Annotated in this window: 21 protein-coding genes; 4 read left to right on the plus strand and 17 right to left on the minus strand. The window is 70.5% G+C overall.

What is annotated here, in order from left to right; translation table 11 throughout:
- The first annotated feature begins 9 nt into the window (after positions 1-9).
- Positions 10-1,461, plus strand: a complete 1,452-nt coding sequence (locus EV186_RS12730; RefSeq protein ID WP_166659151.1) for a COG1470 family protein — start codon at positions 10-12, stop codon at positions 1,459-1,461.
- Between the two features lie 79 nt (positions 1,462-1,540).
- Here the strand turns inward: EV186_RS12730 and EV186_RS12735 are convergent, their stop codons facing one another.
- From EV186_RS12735 to EV186_RS12800, 14 genes are all read right to left on the minus strand, one after another.
- Positions 1,541-2,011, minus strand: a complete 471-nt coding sequence (locus tag EV186_RS12735) for a zinc-ribbon domain-containing protein (RefSeq protein ID WP_133849427.1) — start codon at positions 2,009-2,011, stop codon at positions 1,541-1,543.
- A complete protein-coding gene (locus EV186_RS12740; RefSeq protein WP_133849428.1) occupies positions 2,008-2,550 on the minus strand; it encodes a phage tail protein in 543 nt (180 codons plus the stop codon). Before EV186_RS12740 ends, EV186_RS12735 begins: the two co-directional genes overlap by 4 nt.
- Positions 2,547-4,508, minus strand: coding sequence for a putative baseplate assembly protein (locus EV186_RS12745; protein ID WP_133849429.1), 1,962 nt, complete (start codon positions 4,506-4,508; stop codon positions 2,547-2,549). Before EV186_RS12745 ends, EV186_RS12740 begins: the two co-directional genes overlap by 4 nt.
- Positions 4,505-4,912: a GPW/gp25 family protein gene (locus tag EV186_RS12750; RefSeq protein ID WP_133849430.1), complete on the minus strand. Its 408-nt coding sequence runs from the start codon at positions 4,910-4,912 to the stop codon at positions 4,505-4,507. The genes EV186_RS12745 and EV186_RS12750 overlap by 4 nt, the downstream gene beginning before the upstream one ends.
- Positions 4,909-5,274 carry a PAAR domain-containing protein gene (locus EV186_RS12755; protein ID WP_243754000.1) on the minus strand — a complete coding sequence of 122 codons (366 nt, stop codon included), beginning with the start codon at positions 5,272-5,274 and terminating at the stop codon, positions 4,909-4,911. The genes EV186_RS12750 and EV186_RS12755 overlap by 4 nt, the downstream gene beginning before the upstream one ends.
- Positions 5,275-5,317: 43 nt before the next feature.
- The gene (locus EV186_RS12760; protein ID WP_243754001.1) at positions 5,318-6,982 is read right to left on the minus strand and encodes a VgrG-related protein; all 1,665 of its coding nucleotides are present in this window, start codon (positions 6,980-6,982) and stop codon (positions 5,318-5,320) included.
- Positions 6,963-7,646, minus strand: a complete 684-nt coding sequence (locus EV186_RS12765) for a CIS tube protein (RefSeq protein ID WP_133849432.1) — start codon at positions 7,644-7,646, stop codon at positions 6,963-6,965. Before EV186_RS12765 ends, EV186_RS12760 begins: the two co-directional genes overlap by 20 nt.
- The gene (locus EV186_RS12770; protein ID WP_133849433.1) at positions 7,646-9,328 is read right to left on the minus strand and encodes an eCIS core domain-containing protein; all 1,683 of its coding nucleotides are present in this window, start codon (positions 9,326-9,328) and stop codon (positions 7,646-7,648) included. Before EV186_RS12770 ends, EV186_RS12765 begins: the two co-directional genes overlap by 1 nt.
- Complete coding sequence (locus tag EV186_RS12775; RefSeq protein ID WP_133849434.1) at positions 9,306-9,767, minus strand: phage tail protein; 462 nt, start codon at positions 9,765-9,767, stop codon at positions 9,306-9,308. Before EV186_RS12775 ends, EV186_RS12770 begins: the two co-directional genes overlap by 23 nt.
- Entirely contained in the window at positions 9,760-9,942 is a 183-nt protein-coding gene (locus EV186_RS40700) for a DUF6760 family protein (protein ID WP_133850222.1), read from the minus strand. Before EV186_RS40700 ends, EV186_RS12775 begins: the two co-directional genes overlap by 8 nt.
- Positions 9,939-10,295, minus strand: a complete 357-nt coding sequence (locus tag EV186_RS12785; protein WP_133849435.1) for a hypothetical protein — start codon at positions 10,293-10,295, stop codon at positions 9,939-9,941. The genes EV186_RS40700 and EV186_RS12785 overlap by 4 nt, the downstream gene beginning before the upstream one ends.
- Positions 10,296-10,371: 76 nt before the next feature.
- On the minus strand, positions 10,372-10,803 hold the full coding sequence (locus EV186_RS12790; RefSeq protein WP_133849436.1) for a phage tail protein: 432 nt from the start codon (positions 10,801-10,803) through the stop codon (positions 10,372-10,374).
- 14 nt (positions 10,804-10,817) lie between these two features.
- Entirely contained in the window at positions 10,818-12,407 is a 1,590-nt protein-coding gene (locus EV186_RS12795) for a phage tail sheath family protein (RefSeq protein WP_133849437.1), read from the minus strand.
- 378 nt (positions 12,408-12,785) lie between these two features.
- Positions 12,786-13,814 carry an aldo/keto reductase gene (locus EV186_RS12800; protein ID WP_133849438.1) on the minus strand — a complete coding sequence of 343 codons (1,029 nt, stop codon included), beginning with the start codon at positions 13,812-13,814 and terminating at the stop codon, positions 12,786-12,788.
- A gap of 86 nt (positions 13,815-13,900) precedes the next feature.
- On the opposite strand from EV186_RS12800, the gene EV186_RS12805 reads away from it, so the two are divergent.
- A complete protein-coding gene (locus tag EV186_RS12805; protein ID WP_133849439.1) occupies positions 13,901-14,476 on the plus strand; it encodes a TetR/AcrR family transcriptional regulator in 576 nt (191 codons plus the stop codon).
- A 40-nt stretch (positions 14,477-14,516) separates the two neighbouring features.
- Positions 14,517-16,409, plus strand: coding sequence for an ABC transporter ATP-binding protein (locus EV186_RS12810; protein ID WP_133849440.1), 1,893 nt, complete (start codon positions 14,517-14,519; stop codon positions 16,407-16,409).
- Between the two features lie 13 nt (positions 16,410-16,422).
- Here the strand turns inward: EV186_RS12810 and EV186_RS39930 are convergent, their stop codons facing one another.
- Both EV186_RS39930 and EV186_RS39935 read right to left on the minus strand, forming a co-directional pair.
- Complete coding sequence (locus EV186_RS39930) at positions 16,423-16,812, minus strand: hypothetical protein (RefSeq protein WP_243754002.1); 390 nt, start codon at positions 16,810-16,812, stop codon at positions 16,423-16,425.
- Positions 16,813-16,815: 3 nt separating this feature from the next.
- The gene (locus EV186_RS39935; RefSeq protein WP_243754003.1) at positions 16,816-17,088 is read right to left on the minus strand and encodes a hypothetical protein; all 273 of its coding nucleotides are present in this window, start codon (positions 17,086-17,088) and stop codon (positions 16,816-16,818) included.
- Positions 17,089-17,195: 107 nt separating this feature from the next.
- Between EV186_RS39935 and EV186_RS12820 the strand changes: the two genes are divergently transcribed.
- The gene (locus EV186_RS12820) at positions 17,196-17,678 is read left to right on the plus strand and encodes a GNAT family N-acetyltransferase (protein WP_166659152.1); all 483 of its coding nucleotides are present in this window, start codon (positions 17,196-17,198) and stop codon (positions 17,676-17,678) included.
- 140 nt (positions 17,679-17,818) lie between these two features.
- Here EV186_RS12820 and EV186_RS12825 read toward each other — a convergent pair whose 3' ends face one another.
- On the minus strand, positions 17,819-18,712 hold the full coding sequence (locus EV186_RS12825) for a proteasome assembly chaperone family protein (RefSeq protein WP_133849442.1): 894 nt from the start codon (positions 18,710-18,712) through the stop codon (positions 17,819-17,821).
- Positions 18,713-18,808 lie beyond the last annotated feature (96 nt).

Raw genomic sequence — 18,808 nt, forward strand, 5'->3', positions numbered from 1 at the left:
CCGGTGAAAGTGACCGTCGCTCCCGAGCGGATCGGGGTGCGACCGGGGGAGAGCGCCGAGGTCGAGGTGACCATCCAGAACGGCACCGCGGTCGTCGAGCACTTCGGGGCGGCCGTGGTCGGCCTGCCCCGCGACGACTTCTTCCAGTGCGAGCCGGCGGTGGTGAAGCTGCGGCCGCGCGAGACCGGGACGGTGAAGGTGCGGATCACCGTGCCCGAGCGCGGCGGCATGCCCGCCGGGCCGTACACGCTGGGCGTGCTCGTCCGCTCGCCGTACCAGCGCGAGGTGTCCCGCTGCGAAGAGCTGCCGATGGAGGTCGCGCCGGCACCGGAGCTGACCATGTCCGTCCAGCCGGAGGTGGTGCTCGGCGGGCGGGTTGGCCACTACACCGTGACCCTGGGCAACGACGGCAACACCCCGCTCGGCATCACCCTGTCCGGAAAGGACCAGGAGAGCCGCGTCGGGTTCGAGTTCGAGCCGCGTCAACTGCTCCTGGAGCCGGGCATGGCTGGTGGCGCGCAGGTCACCGTGCGCGCCAACGCTCCCATGACCGGGCAGGAGGTCCGCCGCGCGCTGACCGTAAAGGCGGACACCGGCGAGCTGAACGTCGAGCGTCCCGCGACCTTCGTGCAGCGCCCGCGCATCGCGGGCGGCCTGATGCGGGTGGCCGGGATCGCGACCGGGATCGCCGTCATGGCGGGCGCGGCCATCGGCGGCGCGTTGATCATCCGTGACAACAAGACCGCCAATGCCGCGCAGACCGCTCCCCTGCAGCCGACGTCAAACCAGCAGCAGCAGCAGCAACAACAGCAACAGTCGGGAGCGCCCAGCAGCGGCGGTCCGCAGCCTTCGGGTGCTTCGGCGGCGCCGTCGTCACCGGGCGCGTCCCAGCAGACCGTGGCTCCCTCCGGCGCGGCCGATCCGTCCGCCGCCCAGGGCGGCCTCTTCATCGACTTCGCGCAGTCCCCCGACGGCCAGCCGGTGGGCAACCGCCTGATGAGCGGCGACCAGTTCGCCGACAAGGGCGTCACCATCGCCGCCGACACCCAGCTCGCGCCCGACGCGTGCAAGACCGCGAACGGCTTGGCGCTGCGCACGATCACGAACTTCGGCAGCTTCCTCACCAGCGCCGACCCGGCAACGGCCGAACGCTGCAACACCAACCCGATCCGCTTCACCTTCAGCCAGCCGGTGGGCGAGGTCCGGGTGAACTTCACCGGCGCCCACATCCAGGACCGCGCGGCCGTGGCCGACCCCAAACTCGGCTACACCCTCACCATCCAACTGAGCGACGGCACGGTCCAGGCCGCCCAGGGAACCGTCCAAACCGGATTCATCACCTTCACGGCCCCCGCGGGCGGAGCAACAGTCCAGTCAGTGGTCTTCAGCCACAGCAACCCCGACCCGGCCGCGAAGGACCTGACGATGATCAAGTCCATTGCCTTCTCCCCACCCAAGTAGCAGGGCCGAGCCGACTGCCCTGAATGACCCATCCGGGACACCCAACGTCCCCAATGGGACATTCAGGGCGGTCGGCGACTCACAGCAGCCAGGCGAGCAACCACACCGCGCCCACCGCGACGACCGGGATGCCGATCACCAGCGCGAGCTTCCACCACTGCGACTTCGGCTTCGGCAACGCGGCGGCAGGCGGCGGCGCGGTTTCCCGCCGCGGTGGGAAAGCGGCCCCAGGCCACAACTCCGCCCCGCACACCTCGCACCGCTTGCGGTGCGGCGGGTTCGCCGATCGGCACCGGCTGCACCGCGGCCCGTAGACCTGCGCTTGGCGCGGCGGCGCGTACGGCGACGAATACGGCGCCGCCCCGAACCCGGGCACCGGCACCTGCTGGGTCGCCTCGACGCGGTCGACCGGCAGCTCCGGCTTGTACACGATCTTCTGCGCCACCGGCTCGACCGCGGCCGGCCGGTCCAGCAGCAACGGGTACCCGCAGTGCGGGCACAGCTTGGCGCCGGTCGGCGGGATGGGCCGGCCACACTCAGGGCACGTCATGACGGCTCCTGTTCGGATCGGATGCGCAGTTCCACGCGGGCCCCGACCGGCAGCTCGTCGGCGAGGAAGGCCAGGACCTGCTGGCGGGTCAGCATCCCGGTGTGGTCGAGCTCGATGACGACGCGGTCGTCCGCGGGTGGGATGCGGTCGTCCGGGGCGAACACGCCGCCCGAATCAAAAACATCCACCCGGCTGTCGGTCAGCGCCTCGAGCAACGTCTCCAGGCCGCGACGGGTGCCGCGCCACACCAGCGCCTTGCCGACGGCACGGATCAGCCGGCGTTGGGCGTCGCGGGTGTCGGGGTCGTCGGCGGCCACGAGCGCCGCGTCGATGTCCAGGCCGACCCAGGACGCCAGGTAGGCGAGCATCTCCGGGGACGCGTGGTTGACATCCACTTCGTACTCGATGTCGTCGACCTGCTCACGCACCGAGTCCGCGATCTCCTCGAACGCCTGGACGAACCCGGCGATCACCTTGTCCCGGCCCATCGCGGGCGGGAGTTGCCCGAGCAGCCAGCCAGGCCCGTTCGGCCGGTTCATTGGCGCACCACCACTCGGTGCGCCACCGAGAGGAACAGCTCGTCCCGGGACAGGCGCACCCGCTGGCCGACCTCCTCGGGGTCCCGCTCGCCACGCAGGTCGGCGAGGAACAAGTGCACGGTCTCGGCCCGCAGCACCCCGGCCACGCCACGCAACACCGAGAAGATGTCGCCGATGGACAGGTCGAAGTCGAACGGCCAGCCCTGGCCGTCGGGTCCGCCGGTGATCGGGTTGAGGAAGCGGTAGAGCGCCGCCTCGGTGTCCGCGCGGATCTTCTCCGGTCGCACCGTGGGCGCCGCGTGCACCTCGGCGGCGACCGTGATGCCCTGGTAGGACGGCACGTCGATGCGCACCTGCGTGGTGAGCAGCCGCCGGTCGTCCAGGTAGAGCCGGATCTGGTCGGTGAGCTGGCGGGGCAGCGCCAAGTCCTGCAGCCGCAACGCCTCCGGCGCGATGTCGACCCGGGGCACCACCATCAGCCGCGCGGGCTCGCCGGAGTTGGCCGGTGGCAGGCACCGCGCACGCGCGACGCCCGGCGCCGCCTCGAGGGTCAGCCGCTCGAAGTCCTTGGCGGTGACGGCGCGGTGCCCACCACGCAGGTAGAGCGGTCCGCGGACCTTGGCGTTCTCGACCGACTCGGCGTCGACGCCACCCGCGGCGGGTTCGAGGTTGGTCACCGAGTCCACCGACTGGATGGCGGTCAGCGGCACGGTCAGCTTGCCAGCGCCCACGTTCCCGCGCCGGCCGCCGCCGTAGCGGTAGCCCTTGACCCAGATCTGCGCGTCCTCGTCCGGCACGGCGCCGTACTGGCGAACGCGGCCGTCCCGCCCGACCACCCGCGGCCCGAACCGGATCTCCCCAGTGGACCCCGACCACGTGAACACGCGGTCGTTCTCCCCCGCGTCGGTGAAGTCGGCGACCTCGGTCCAGCGCTGCCGCTCACCGTTCGAGCCGGCGTCGTGCCGGGGCGGGAGCACCTCGATCGTCTCACCGGCCCGCCGCGGCAGCACCGGCGCACGCCGCACCACGAACCGCTGCCCGGCCTCGCCGGTGCTGGTGCCGAGCAGTTCGCGTGGCGCCGGCTCGGCGTGGTGGGCCGACACCGACCCGCCGAGCCCGATCACGGCGATGGAGCCGAGCAACGGCGAGGTGTCGTAGGTGCGCCCGTCCTCGGCCGGGTCGATCAGCACGCACCGCACCCAGCACGCCCGCACGGAGCCGATCGCCAGCTGCTCGTGCCGGCCGGCCAGCAGCAGGGTGACCTCACCGGAGCTGTTGAAGCCGTCGCTGGTGTCGCTGAGCACGCGGGCGTTGCGCCAGTCCCGGCCGTCCCAGCTCTGCCAGCGCCGCGGTGGGTTGCGCGGGTCGATGCCGCGCCCGGCCGCGCCGCTCACCTCGACGTCGAGCTGGATCCGATTGCCCGCAAGGCTTTCGGCGAACCCCAGGTACAGCGCGTCGTCGGTGCGCAGCGACGGGAAGATCGGCACGTCGGCCCCCGCGAGCGCGAGGTCTTCCGAGACGTCGGAGAACCGGCCGTCGGTGCGGGTCAGGCACGCGCTCAGCGTCGGGTTGACCAGCAGCAGGTCGCTGTCGGTCATGAACACGATCTGGTCCTCGCCCGGCCCGCGTTCGGTGCCGACCTGGGTGCCCGACGGGATCCGGATGGGCTGCTCGGGCGGCGCGGCCAGCGTGAACAACAGGTCCGTGCGCGCGGGCGCCGACGACGCCAGCTCGATGCCGACGAGTTCGAGGAACTTGACGTAGAGCCGGTCCGGCACCTGGTTCAGCCGGTACAAGATCATCTCGGTCATCCACGCGAACAGCTCGATCAGCGCGACACCGGGGTCGGACACGTTGTGGTCGGTCCACTCAGGACAGTAACGGGTGATCCGCCGCTTGGCCTCGTCCACGATGTCCTGGAACCGGCGGTCGTCCAGGTTGGGCGCGGGCAGCGTCATGGAGCGGGCTCCTCGTGCGGGATCACGTAGAACGGGTAGACCAGGTTGCGGTAGTCGTTGGTGGCCACGACGCGGTAGGCGATCTCGATGTCCACCCGGGCACCGTCGCCGGCGGCCAGCGCCTGGACGGTGGTGGCTTCCACCCGGGGCTCCCAGCGGGTGATCGCGTCGCGCACGCTCTGCTCGATCAACCCGAGCGTGTTGGCGTCCACGGGCGCGAACACCTGCTCCCACATGGCACAGCCGAAGTCCGGGCGCATCAGCCGCTCGCCGGGCGCGGTCGAGAGGATCATCCGCAGCGCGGCGTCGATCTCCTCGGCGCCGGTCACCAGCCGCACGCTCCCGCCGGGCGTGATCTGTCCGGGGAACGCCCAGCCAGAACCGATCAGATCCGGATTCGTCATCCCGCCATCACATCCGTCGAGCCGGCAGTGATGGTGCAGGTAGGGGCGTCCACCGGGTCGTTGCAGGTCATGACCTGGTCGCCGACCCGCGCGATCCCCTTGCCGTTGACCAGGACCGTGACCGAACCGGCCAGCACACGGCCCTGGTTGGTCGGCGGCTTGCTGAACGTCATCGGCGGCACGGCCAGGTGCGGCGGCGAGTTCTGCGCCACGCTGGTGACCGTCGCCGCGGGCAGGCCGTTGATCATCACGTCGGTCGACAGCCCGGACACGAGCGTGCCCGCGAAGGGCAGCGGGGTCGGGGTGGGCACGGGACCGCCGGGCGAGGGCGTGAGCAGGATGTGGATGTCCGTCCCGGTCACGGCGTCGCCTTGTCTTGCCGCTGGTTGTGGCATTGCCGTCCCCCTAGTTGAGCTTGATCGGTTTGCCGGACAGGGTCATGGCCGCGCCTGCGGAGATGTCGACGGTCTGCCCGGAGAGTTTCAGTTGCTGGTTCGCGTTGACCTCGATGCGGTCGGCGGTGATCACCAGCTTGCGCGCGCCCTGCAGCGTCGACTCGTCCTCCTGCAGGTGCAGCTTCACCTCGGCGTCGCCGAGCGCGATCTCCACCGAGCTGGTCGGGTCGTCGACCAGGCTCACGCGGTGGTTCTTGCGGCTCGCCAGCACCCGCGTGACGACCTGACCGGACTTGGTCGGGTTGTCCTCGGGCGGCTTGTCCTTGCGCCCCCACAGGCCACCGAGCACGACCGGGCGGGCCTTGTCGTCGTGTTCGAACCCGACGAGCACCTCGTCGCCGACCTCGGGCAACCACTGGAGACCGCGCCGGTCCCCGGCCCCCGGGGCGACCACGCGTGCCCACGTGCTCTCGTCCTCGGACAAGGTCGGGAACTTGACCTTCACCCGGTTCTGCGCGTCGCGGTCGTCGTTGTTGGTGACCACGCCGACGACCAGGCTCCCCCAGCCGCGGCGCTCCGGGCTGCCCGCGCCACCGCCACCGAGCAGGTCGACCAGCCCGTCGGGTTCCTTGCCACCGCACACGAACCTGGTGGTGTACGGCCGGTTCGCGCCGTAGACGTGCTCGACGCTGGTCAGCCGGTACTTGCCCGCGAGGCGCTTGCCGACCCGGTCGAGCGAGACGTCCTGCCCGGCGCCGAGCCACGGGTTGCCCGCGGCCTCGCCACGCAGGATCACCTGACCGCCGGAAGCCTTGAGCAGCAACGCGTTCGCCTGCGCGTCGGCCTCGGCCTGGTTCGCGGCCGGGAACTGGCCCGCGCGGCGGGTGACCGCGCCGAAGCTGCGTTTCGCCGCCGCCGCCATCTGCTGCACGGCCGGTGCGTCCGAGCCGGGGTCGGGGGTGTTCGCGCGGCCGGTGATGGCCCGCTTGTCGACCGGGTCCCACGCCGTGACGACGACTTCGTCACACGCCTCGGCCGAGGCGAACCGCACCGAGAACGACCGCAGGTTCTCGCCCCAGGTCAGCTTCGGTGGCTGGCTGCGCCCGGCCGGCTTGCGCTTGAAGTGGAAGGTCTGCTCGGTGATCCACAGGTCGTAGCCGTTGCGCCCGGCGAGCCTGCGCAGGAACGCGTAATCGGTCTCGCCGTGCTGCAGCGTGTGGTCGCGGACGTCGCTCGTGGCGTCCACATCGGCGTCCAGGCCGTACTCCCCCGCGATCCGGCGGGCGATGTCCCCGTCGGCCATGTTCGTGAACGCCTTGGACTTGGCGCCCCGGGCGAGCCGGTGGGTGAGGTCGAGCCCGGTCAGCACGAGCTCGTGCCGGCCCGACATGCCTTGCTGCACGGCGACCGCGGTGATCTCGCCGGAGGTGACGACGACCGGGTCACCCTCGGCCCGGAAGGCGATCTCCACGCGGGTGCCGAGGGTGAACTTGTCCTCGTCGAACAGCTCGAAGTGCGGGTCGTCGAAGCGCACCTCGAACGAGTCCGGCAGGTGCACGGACTCCTCGACGTGCACGAGGGTCAGCAACGCGTAGAGCTCCGTGCGCAACGGAGCCCCGTCGACGGTCAGGATCGCGCCGTCCAGGCGCCGCTGCTCAGCCACGATCACCCCCACGCCGCCGCACCCCGATCTCGGGGATGGCCAGCACGGTGCCCTCGGGCAGCACGAGCGGGTCGAGGATGTTGTTGGCCTCGGCGATCAGCCGCCACCGGTTCGGGTCGCCGTAGCGGGCGGCCGCCACCCGGTCCAGGGTCTCCCCTGGCCGCAGCTGGTGCACCGCGTGCAGCGAGGGCGTGTAGGACGTCGGGTTCTGCAGCGGGAGCTTGCCCTCGTCGTTGAACTGCTTGAGCGAGATGTCCGCCTTGGCCCGCAACGGCATTCCCGTGCTGGCGAAGTAGGTGAACTTCAGCTGCAGGCGCTCGATGATCGCCTTGAACGAGTTCAGCGGTCCCCAGTGGAACTCCACCCACGGCGGCCGGCCGGAGTTGCGGCTGCGGTCCGCGCCCGGCAGCTTGCTGTCCACCTTCATCAAGTTCAGCAACAGGTTCGTGTGGTCGGTGACCGACTTGCCGGTGCGGGTCGTGTCGAAGGTCAGGCTCAACGCGAGCGTCGCCGACTGACCGGCCTGGAACCGCAGCTCCGGCGCGTCCTTGCCCTTCGCCTCACCGGCCGGCTGCCACGTGTTCTGCTTGCTGATCGTCAGATCGGCCGGGTTGAACATGCACTCGATCTTGTCGCCGCCCTCGGTCTGCAGGTAGGCGCGCTGCGGTCCGGCCATCAGAACACCCCCGCGTAACGACCGCCGCGCCGTTCGAGCTGACGCAGCAAGCGTTCCTCGAGCGCGGCGGTGATCTTGTCGAGATCGGCGGGGCTCACCGCGCCCGCCGCACCGGTGAGCGCACCGGCCACCTGCTGAGCGGCGCCGGTGGCCGACGACACCAGACCGGCCGCCTGGGTCGTGGCCGCGGCGCTCGCTTGGCTGAACGCCTGGGAGCCCCCGTCCACCACCTGATCGAGCGCGCCGCCGATGCCTGGCATCGCACCCGAGGCGAACTCGATCACCTGGTGCCCTTCGGCCGCTCCGGCGGCCACCTCGTCGGCCACCGCGGCCGCCGGGCCGGCGAGGGCCGACGGGAGCGCGCCACCGAGAGCGGTCAAGGCGGCCGGTCGGGCCGCGTCGACGAGCCCCGCCGCCCCGGCACCGCCGACCGGCAGGTGGTCGACGATGCCGGCGGCGACCGTCTTCGCCTCCTGCGCTCGCTGCCGCAGGCCGGTCACGGCCTCGTTGCCGCCGACGACCGATTGGGCCTGGTCGGCGAGCTGGTCGGTGAAGTGGTCGGTGAGCGCCGACCGTGCGATCGATGCCCTGTTCCCTTGCCGCCCAATGCTTGCTTGTGCCGGGCTTCCTTGTGCCGGGCTTGGTTGTGCCGGGCCACTGCGGACGGACCGGGCCACGACGGCGCCGAGCATGCTCGTACCGCCGGCCCCGCCGACATTGCCAGCGGCGCTAGAACTAGCAGTGCTAGAACTCCTAGCGATGCTAGATCTAGCAGCGCTAGGAAATCCGGCGATGCTGGATCTGCTGGGACCACCAGCCGCCACCGAACGCTGCACCTGGGCACCAACGCCTCGGGCGGCCCGCTCGTCGGCATCCATGGCGCCGGATGCGGACCGCAGCAGGAACCGCGGCCGGGTCACCGGGTTGCGGGCGTGGCTCAGCTCGTGCGCCAGCACGCCGATCCGATCCGGCCGGGCACTGGGCATCTCCGGCAAGTGGACGACCGAACCTGTCGTCGCGCCTTCCGCACCAGCGGCCTGCAACGCCGCCCGGGTCGCCGGCCCGGTGGTGAAGGACGTCCGGTCGGCGCTGCCCGCCAGCTCGGCGACCAGCGGTCGCAGGTCGGCGGGAAAGGGCCGCGCGGGTTCCAAGGGCACCCGCGCGATCGCCGCCTGCCAACGCTGGACCGGCGTCGTGGCAACGGGTTCGGCCGGTTGGGCCGCCCGTGCCACCACCGCACGTCCCGGTTCCGCCGCGACCCCGGATCCCGCGCCGCTGCTGCCCGGCATGAGCTGCTTCGCCCGGGCCACAAGCGAAGAACCCGAGGCAGCGGCCAACTTCGACGACCGCGCCAACGACGATGCCCGCGTTGCCGAGCGGGCCGCCAGCCGCGACTCCTTGGCCACCAACAGCTTCGACCTGATCAACGGCGCGGCCGATCCCGGGCTCGACGACGTGGCCGCCGGTCCGGGTCGGTCCGCCGTCAGCTGGGCACGGCGGACCATCATCCGAGCGGTGAAGCGCCACCACGGCGGACGGACCGCCAACGCGTCCACCCGGCCCGTGTGCACCGCACGCGCCACCGGCGCGCCGGTGGCGCGCGCCAGCGGGCGCCGCCAGCGCGCCGGGATCAGGTGCCGCAGCAGGGATCCCAGCCGGTTACTTCTGCGGGGCGAAGCCACAGTGGCACACCTCCAACTCCTCCACCGCGACGTCACGGGACGACGCGGACAACCGCGGCCCCGTCCACTTCACCGGAAAGGCATCCACGAACGCCCACTTGCGCACGACCTCACCCGCCGCGTCCAGCAGGCTGATCGAGCCGTGCTTGGGCTCGATCTTGTTGCCACCGGCCGCGAGGCCGTCGCCGGAGCAGCTGGCGAACCACTGGAACAGGTTGTCGGTGTCGGTGATGCCGCGCTTGAGCACCAGGTTCGGCCACTTCATCCGGCCGGGCAGCTTGTGCGTGAAGTGGTTCTGCCCGCCCTCGGCGAGCTCCTCCACGTCGAGCTGCACGGCCAGCCCACTCACCTCCGTGAACGACCCGATCGTCAGACCGTCCACAGTGAACATGAACCGCCCGGTGAACGGCGGGTCCGGGGTGCGCGGCGCGTTAGTCACCGGCCACTCCTTGCCAGAATCGTTCGTTCAACGCGCCGACCTCCTCCAGGAGCCTGATCCGGTCGCCGTGTTCGAGGTCCAGCAACTGGTCCAGGCCCCAATGCAGGTGGTAGGCCAGGTAAGTGACCTCGCGCCAGAGCTCTTCGGCGTCGTAGCGGCCGAGGTCGACCGTCAGTCCACCGTGACGGCCTCCTCCGGGAAAGGGCTGCCCGGCTCCAGGTCCTCCAGCACGCTCGGGTCACCGAAGTTGATGACCCGGTAGAAGTCCTGCAGGTACCGGTAGTCGCTGGCGAACAAGCCTTCGATGACCTTCGGGGTGAGCCTGCTCATGGTGCCGAGCTCGGTGATCACCCGGGCGAGCACGATCACGTTGGCGTACGCGTCGTTCTCCTTGACCCGCGGGTCACGCAGCGGCTCGATCTCGTCGCGCGCGCACGCCAGGCGCATGACTCCCTTGCGGTGCAAGGTCCCGTCGTCGTCGACGTAGCCCTTCGGCAACGTGAACGGGTACTCGGTGTGCAGACTCATGCGATCGCCTCGCTGCCGCGAGACTGTGCCGATTCCTTACGGCGCATGACATCCATGATTCGCTCGCAAGCTTCGCTCATGCCCGAACCAGGCCCTCGTGCGTGATCACGACCTTCTCGGTCGCGATGTCGTTGGCGCCCGCGTCGAAGTCCGCGCCGGTCCACTTCGACGGCCAGCCGTCGGTGAAGTTCCAGCGGGCGATCTCCTCCATCTTGGAGTTCTTCGCCACGATCGAACCGTGCCGCCGGGCCTTGTCGATGTCGCCGTCGATGACCTGCTTGCGCCACTCCCACAACGAGTGCGTCGAGTCGATGCGGCGCTCCAGCGTGATGTCCGACCACTTCATGGCGCCGGGTTGCTTGCGGATGATCATCCGCCCGTCCTTGGTGACTTCCTTGTACTCGATGGTCTCGGTCTCCGACTCGATGCCGGAGACCTTGCGGAAGCTGCCCATTTCGATGCTGTCGATCTCCAAGATGAAGACCGAGGTGGTGCTGAGGTCAGGCACTGTTCATCCCCTTCTTACTCGGCGGTGTCCGTGCCGCCCTGCCACTGACTGATCCGGAAGACGACGAACTCGGCCGGTTTGACCGGCGCGAGGCCGACGTCGACGACGAGCTTGCCGTCGTCCACCGAGGTCGCCGGGTTGTTCGACTCGTCGCACAGGATGAAGAACGCCTGGTCCGCGGTCGCCCCGACCAGCGCGCCCTGCATCCACAGTCCATTGAGGAACGCCGCGACCGTGCGCCGCACCCGGGCCCACAGGTCCGCGTCGTTGGGCTCGAACACCACCCACTGCGTGCCGCGCCGGATGCTTTCCTCGATGAAGATGAACAAGCGACGGACGTTGATGTAGCGCCAGCTCTGGTCGGTCGCCGCGAGGGTGCGGGCGCCCCAGATCCGGATGCCGTTGGCGCCGAACGACCTGATGCAGTTGACCTGCGACGGGTTCAGCAGGTCCTGCTCGCCGGTCGTCACGTCGGTCTCCAGGCGCGTGACGCCGCGGATGACCTCGTTCGCGGGCGCCTTCCAGACCCCGCGGGTGGCGTCGGTGCGGGCCCACACACCCGCGATGTGGCCCGACGGCGGGACGGTCATGAACCGGTCGCCGTTGGTCGCACCGGGCCGGGCCAGCGGGTTCTGCACGACGACGTGCGGGTAGTACAGGGCGCCGAAGGCGCTGTCCTTGGCCAGCGTCGAGCGGTACTCCAGGGCCTGCTGGGCGTTGAGCCCGGGCGGCGCGTCGAGGATCGCCATCTTCGTGCGGCTGGACTCGCACCAGTCGACGAGCTTGCCCTGCGCGGCGAGGTAGAGCTCGTAGTCGACGGAGCCGTCCGCCTTCGTGCAGGCGGTGATCAGGTCCGGGATCGCCACCATGGTCACGTCGTCGGCGATGGCGAGGCCCGCGTAACCGGTCCGGGTCGCTTCCGAGCCCTCGAACTGGGTCGGCGAGACGCCGTTGGCCGCCGGCGGCGTGGCGGGCAGGTTGTACGTGCCCGTGGCCGGAATCCGCTCGGCGAGCGACAGGCCCTGCGCGTTGTGCACCTCGACCTTGATCAGCTTCGACCGCTCGTTGATCACCCGATCGGCGGCGCGCTGGCCCTTGCCGACGCTGATGCCCGTGTGCTCCTCGATCACCTGGCCGCCCTGCACGACCTTGAGCGTGAAGTCCGGCGACGGCTCCTGGCCTTCGGCCGGGGGCTGCTGCTCGATCACGATGTCCAAGGTGGCCGCCGGGTCGAGGGCCTGGACGGTGAGCGTCTCGAGGTCCTTGCGGCCGGCCGCGGGCAGCGCCCTGGGCTCGGCCTTCGCGTTGGCGCCGGCAATCCGCACGATGTAGCAGATGCCGCCGCCGTTCTCGAAGAACCCCTTCACCGCGTGCGGCAGCAGGATGCCCGGCGCGAACCCGCCGTAGATCCGCTCGTACTGCGGCCAGCTCGTGATCAGCTGCGGCTTCACGCCGTCGGGGTCGGTGGGATCGCCCAGCTCCGCGTTGTAGGCCGCGGTGAACCCCACGAACGCCGCGACCGCGGTGCCGACGCCCTGCAGGGGCATCGATCCGCTCGGGCGCTCCTCGATGTAGACGCCTGGGGCGCCATACGTCGCCGCCATGAATGTTCCTCCGTGTTGCTGGCAGACCACCGGCGCGACGTGCATGCGGTGGCGGGTGATTTTTGGGCTTGCGAAGCTTGCGAAGGGCACCGTCGAAGACGAGTGGTGCGGGTGCGGGCACCCTCCACTCGGAACAGTCCAGGCCACTGGCCTGGTGCGCGTGCCACCTCCTGAGCCGGCGTCGAGCCGGCCTGGGTGACCGGGTCTGCCTTGGTATCGACGGGACCCCGGAGAACGTTGCGGGTGGATCTCACCATCTGCCCCTCCGCCGCGTTCGGTTCCGACAACCCCGGTCGACCAGCGGATTCACCAGCGCCGCGAAAAATACAAAAAGAGGTGACCGCCTCTCGGCGGTCACCTCTGGTCCACATCGGAGGGTCAGGCGGCGGCCCGTTCGGCCGCCGGCCTGCGGCGCAGGCTCACCCGCCGCAGGGCCTGGGGCACGTGCGCGGACTGGTCGGACGCGCCGACGTCGGTGCCGGGCGGGACGATCTCGTCGATGCGGTCGAGCAGGTCGTCGGTGAGGGTGACGTCCAGGCCCGCGAGCAGGTCGTCGAGTTGCTCCATCGTGCGGGGACCGATGATCGCGCTGGTCACGCCGGGGTGGGCGATGGCGAACGCGACCGCGAGGTGGGTCATCGGCAGCCCCGCTTCGGCGGCGAGCGGCACGAGCTTCTCGACGGCGTCGAGGCGCTGCTCGTCGCTGAAGTTGGTGAAGAGCGAGGCGCGGCGCAGGTCGGTCTGCTGTCCTTTGCGGATCCGGCCGGTGAGCATCCCCTTGGCCAGCGGGCTCCACACCATCGTGCCCATCCCGTAGCGCTGGGCCACGGGCAGCACCTCGGCCTCGATGCCCCGGTTGAGGATCGAGTAGGTCGGTTGCTCGGTGTGGAAGCGTTCCAGGCCGCGCCGCTCGGCCACCCACTGGGCCTCGACGAGCTCCGACGGCGGCATGGCCGACGAACCGATGGCCCGCACCTTGCCGCTGCGGATCAGGTCGGTCAGCGCGGAGAGCGTCTCCTCGATCGCGGTGTCCGGGTCCGGCCGATGGATCTGGTAAAGATCGATGTGGTCGGTCTGCAAGCGCCGCAACGAGTTCTCGACGGCGGTCAGCAGCCAGCGCCGCGAGCCGCCCTGGCGGTTGGGGTCCTCCCCCATCGGCCGGGACGCCTTCGTGGCCAGCACGACGTCGTCGCGCCTGCCCTTGAGCGCCTTGCCCACGATCTCCTCGGACTCGCCGCCGGAGTAGACGTCGGCGGTGTCGACGAAGTTGATCCCGGCGTCGAGCGCCTTGTGCACCATGCGGATCCCGTCGTCGTGGTCGGGGTTGCCGAGCGCGCCCAGCATCATCGCGCCGAAGGCGTACGGGCTGACCTTGATGCCGGTGCGGCCGAGCGTGCGGTACTGCACGGGGTTCCTCCTGGGGTAACCTAAGTGGAAAGCTCTTCCGCAACTATACGGAACGGCTTTCCGCTTATGCAACCACGAGGAGGCCCGTGCCCGAGAACGCGACCCGCCGACCGCGCGCCGACGCGCGCCGCAACATCGACGCGTTGCTGGAGGCGGCGAAGTCCGTCTTCGGCACGTCGGGCGTGGACGCCCCCGCCAAGGAGATCGCCGACCTGGCCGGGGTCGGGGTCGGCACCCTGTACCGGCACTTCCCGCAGCGCTCGGACCTGGTGAAGGCCGTGTTCCGGCACGAGGTCGACGCCTGCGCGGACGCGGCCCCGGCACTGATCGCCGCGCACGAGCCGGGAGTGGCCCTGGAGAAGTGGCTGGGCCGGTTCACCGGGTTCCTCGCCACCAAACGAGGTCTGGCCCCCGCGTTGCACTCCGGCGACCCGGCCTTCGACGCGCTGCCGGCCTACTTCATGGAGCGGTTCGGGCCCGCGCTCGGTTCGCTGCTCGAGGCGGCCGCGGCCCACGGTGACATCCGTTCCGGCGTCAGCCCCGAGGACCTGCTGCACGCCGTCGCCAGCCTGTGCCTGCCCGTGCCTGGCGAAGGCGTCGCGTACAACCGGCGCATGGTGGCGCTGCTCATCGACGGGTTGCGGTACGGCGCCACTCGTTGAGCGGTCGACTTGTCGGTGGCATGCGGTAGAGACAGACCGTGTGAGCACACCGTTGATCGGCGTCGAGGACGTCGCGATCCCCAAGTGGGCGAAGGCTTATCAGAAGGTGGCCGAGTCGGGGTTCCGCGACGCCGTGCGTTCGCTGCCCACGACCGTGGCCCTGGTGGTGCGGCTGGGCTGGTCGAGCGCGCCGCGGTTGGTGCTGCTCGCGGGCCTGGTGCACGTGGTGTCCGGCTGCGTGACCGCGTTCGGCTTGCTGGCCACCGCCAACGTGTTCACCGAACTGCTCGCGCATGGCCCGACGCCCGAGCGCGTGGTGGCGTCGCTGCCCGCGATCGCGGTGGTCGTGGGCTCGTACGCGTTGCGTGCCCTGCTCGACGCGTGCGCCGAGGCGGTGGAAGGCACCCTGCGGCCCCGGGTGGCGCTGGCCGCCGACTGCGAGATCACCGCCGCGGTCGTCCACGCGCCGCTGCTCGCCTTCGAGGACGCCGGGTTCCGCGAGCTGGCCCGCCACGGCGCCCGTGACGGGGCCAAATCGCTGGAGACCAGCCTGGAGTCGATCGCCTCGCTGGTGTCCTCCGCCATCGCCGTCATCGCGTCGCTGGTGACGGCGGCGAGCCTGAACCTCTGGCTGGCGCCGGTCCTGCTGCTCGCCGCGGTGGCCGACGGTGGCGCGGCGGCACGCGTGGCCAAGCTGAACTACGTGCACTTCCTCGCCACGATCTCGCGCAACATGCGCAAGTGGGTGCTCGAGGACACGGCCACCGGCCGCGAGCTCGCGCTGGAACGGCACGCGCTCACCTTGCAGGAGCGGCTGCTCGCCGAGCACCAGCGGCTCGGCACGAGCCTGGCCGAGGATCAGGTCCGCCTTTCCCGGCGCCGCAACAAGACCCGGCTCGTCGGCCGCGCGCTGGCGGGGCTCGGCACGGGCATCGCCTACGTCGTGCTCGGCGTGCTGCTCTACACCGGCGCGCTGGCGCTCGCGCTGGCCGGCACGGCCGTGCTGGCGATGCGCACCTCGGCGACGTCGCTGTCCAACGCCATGCGCGAGGTCAACAGCATCTACGAGGACTCGTTCAAGATCACGTTCTACACCGAGCTGATCAAGGAGAGCCAACGCCGCCAGCCACGACCGACGTCGCTCGTGGCTCCGGTCGACCCGGCGGAGATCCGGCTGGAGCGCGTGAGCTTCACCTATCCCGGTCAGACCACCGCCGCCCTGAAGGAGATCGACCTGACCGTGCGGCGCGGTGAGGTGATCGCCCTCGTCGGCGAGAACGGCTCCGGCAAGACCACCCTCGGCAAACTCATGACCGGCCTGTACCCAGCGACCGAGGGCAAGGTGTTGTGGGACGGCGTCGACATCGCCACCGTCCAGCTCACCTCGGTGCACGACCAGATCGCCGTCATCGCCCAAGAACCGGGCCAGTGGCCGATGACGGCACGCAACAACATCCTCGTCGGCCGGGTCGACCGCGCCGATCCCGGTGCCTGGGAGCACGCCGTCGCCGCCTCGGGCTCGGACGAGGTGCTCGATTCGTTGCCACACAAGGAGGATTCGCTGCTGTCGCGCCACTTCGAGGAAGGCCAAGACCTCTCCGGCGGCCAGTGGCAACGCCTGGGCATCGCCCGCGGCATCTACCGCGACGCCCACATCCTCATCGCCGACGAGCCCACGGCGGCCCTGGACGCGAAGGCGGAAGCCCGCGTGTTCCAGGCCCTCCAGCACGCCAGCGCCCGCCGGACGACCGTGCTGGTCACGCACCGACTGGCGAACATCCGCGCGGCCGACCGGATCGTGGTGCTGGAGCAAGGCCGGATCGCGGAGATCGGTACGCACCAGGAACTGCTGGCCGCCGGCGGCCCTTACGCGCAGCTGTACGGGATCCAGTCGCGCGCCTACCTCGACACCGCCGAGGCGCCCATGAATTAGCGAGCCACGACCGTCAGGCGCGGGCCGCGGTCACCCACGGCCGCCGCCGACCGAGCACGACAACCAGAACGATCAACGACAACGCCGGCAACGGATACCCCAGCACGACCCCGAACGTGACGTCGACGGTCACCGCGACGACCGCGGCGACGAACACCCACTTGGGCGCCGTGCGGGGCTTGGCCGCGGGCGACCAGGACGTCCGCTTCCCCGGCTTCGCGACGGAAAGCCACACCTGGAAGGACAACACGCTCGCCATCAACCCGGTGCCGACCACCTGCGGCCAGGCGACGACGTCCGCCGCGCCCGCGCGAGCGGCCGACGCGGACTCGTCCAGGGAGCCAGACAACAGGAAGATCCCCGCGTACAGCTGCACGAACGTCAGCACGAACTTCGTCAGCACCCATCAGTGGCGGAAGTAGCCCCACGCGGTCGCCCCGGCGAGCACCAGGCCGGTGAAGGCGGCGACGTTGGCCATCGGCGCGAGCAGCACCATGTCCAGGCGCCGCGCCATGGCGGTGGCGGCGACGCGGGTGTCCTGATCGGTGGTCACGGCGGCCAGCGACATGAGCACGAGCAACGCCAGCGCCTGGCTCATCCACGCCACGGAGGACACGATGTGCAACCAGACGACCGTCTGCCGCCAGCGCGGGGATGTCTTGGTCTTGGTCGAGGTCACGTCCTGACACTGTTGTCGGTGACATGGGCACGCACATCCGGGCGATCCCTGAAATCGGCTCAGGGGCCGCCTTGCTGCTGGTCCGGACCACCGCAAGACTGCCGACCATGGCAGATGTGACGATCCGGCCGGCGACGGCCGATGACCTACCGTTCCTGCTGGAGACGATGGTCGAGATCGCGAACTCGCCGTACTACCGGCGCACCCGCGAAGACCTGCTGGCCGATCCGCGGGTGCGCCACTACGTCGAGGGCTGGCCCCGGCCATCGGACGTGGGCGTGATCGCGGTGCGGGGCGAGCGGCCGGTCGGTGTGGCGTGGGTGCGGTTCTTCGGCGAGGACGAGCGGTCCGACGGCTTCGTCAGCGAGGACATCCCCGAACTGGCGGTCGGCGTCGACGCGGCCGAGCGCGGCAAGGGTGCCGGCAGGCTTTTGATGACCGCAGTTCACGACGCCGCTCGCGCGGCCGGGATCCGCCGCACCTCACTTAGCGTCGATCGACCGAACCGGGCGGCCGAGATGTACCTCGCCCAGGGTTACCAAGAGGTCCGCTCGACCGAGAACTCACGCGTGATGGTTCTGGAGCTATGAGAAAACCCCGCGTGGCAAGCAGGTCGGGGGTCCGCCGGCCACACGGGGTCTGCCAGTTACGTCGTCGTGCCCATGATCAGTGTTACAGCCCCGAGCGGGCCGGATCGCATGCCAGGACAGGGAAGCGACGCGCCCGGGGCTCAGTCCTCCGACTGCTCGGACAGGAACCGTTCGAGTTCGGCGCCCAGCTCGTCGGCGCTGGGCAGGCGCTCGCCCTCGGTCAGCAGGGTCCGCGGGCTCCGCGCGAAGGCGTCGTACTGCTCCTCCAGGGCCTGGACCAGCTGCGTCGCGTCGCTGGACTCGGCGACCTGGCGGGCGATCTCGGCCTCGGCGCGGGCGGCGGACTCCCGCAACGCATCGGTGTCGACGACCACGCCGGCCGCGTCCTTCAACGCCTCCAGCAGCTTGATCGCCGCCGTCGGGTAGGTGCTCTGCGCGAGGTAGTGCGGCACGTAGGCGACCAGGCCCACGGCGTCGTGGCGGGCCTGGCCCAGGCGGTACTCCAGCAGCGCCGAGAGGTGACCCGGCACCTGCACCTTGGCGAACGGCGACTTGCCGTCGACCAGCTCGGGCCGCGTGGCGTGCCGGATGACCGGCAGGTCACGGGTGTGCGGGACGCTCATCGGGATGCCCTGCAGGCCGACGGTCAGCCGCACGCCCCACCGCTCGACGAGGCCGCGGACGGCCTCGACCACGGCCTCCCACCGGCGATCCGGCTCGGGCCCGGTCAGCAGCAGGAACGGCGTGCCCTCGGCGTCCCACACCAGGTGCACGACCAGCTCGGGCGCGTCGTAGCCGATCCAGCGATCGGTGTCGTAGGTCATCGCCGGGCGGCGCGCCCGGTAGTCGATCAGGTCGTCGAGGTCGAACCGCGCGATCACGCGGTGCTCGAGCGTCTCCAGCATGTGCGTCACGGCCGTCTCACCGGCCGATCCCGCGTCCACGAAGCCGTCGAAGTGGTGCAGGAGCACCGCCCCGCTCAGCTCCGGGACATCGGAGTCGACCTTGACCAGGTCGTCCGGCTGCGCAGCCACGTCATACCTCCAGCTTGGAACCCTCCTAGCTGATCAACACACAATACGGTCCCACTATTCCGCCGCTGGACGATGGGCATCACCACGCCGGCGGAA

This window comes from Labedaea rhizosphaerae (assembly GCF_004362825.1).
Taxonomy (GTDB): domain Bacteria; phylum Actinomycetota; class Actinomycetes; order Mycobacteriales; family Pseudonocardiaceae; genus Labedaea; species Labedaea rhizosphaerae.

What these genes read in the sequence shown, in the direction of transcription:
- EV186_RS12735 (WP_133849427.1), bottom strand. Translation starts at nt 2,011, where the DNA reads ATGACGTGCCCTGAGTGTGGCCGGCCCATCCCGCCGACCGGCGCCAAG.
- EV186_RS12740 (WP_133849428.1), bottom strand. Translation starts at nt 2,550, where the DNA reads ATGAACCGGCCGAACGGGCCTGGCTGGCTGCTCGGGCAACTCCCGCCC.
- EV186_RS12745 (WP_133849429.1), bottom strand. Translation starts at nt 4,508, where the DNA reads ATGACGCTGCCCGCGCCCAACCTGGACGACCGCCGGTTCCAGGACATC.
- EV186_RS12750 (WP_133849430.1), bottom strand. Translation starts at nt 4,912, where the DNA reads ATGACGAATCCGGATCTGATCGGTTCTGGCTGGGCGTTCCCCGGACAG.
- EV186_RS12765 (WP_133849432.1), bottom strand. Translation starts at nt 7,646, where the DNA reads ATGGCCGGACCGCAGCGCGCCTACCTGCAGACCGAGGGCGGCGACAAG.
- EV186_RS12785 (WP_133849435.1), bottom strand. Translation starts at nt 10,295, where the DNA reads ATGAGTCTGCACACCGAGTACCCGTTCACGTTGCCGAAGGGCTACGTC.
- EV186_RS12795 (WP_133849437.1), bottom strand. Translation starts at nt 12,407, where the DNA reads ATGGCGGCGACGTATGGCGCCCCAGGCGTCTACATCGAGGAGCGCCCG.
- EV186_RS12820 (WP_166659152.1), top strand. Translation starts at nt 17,196, where the DNA reads ATGGCAGATGTGACGATCCGGCCGGCGACGGCCGATGACCTACCGTTC.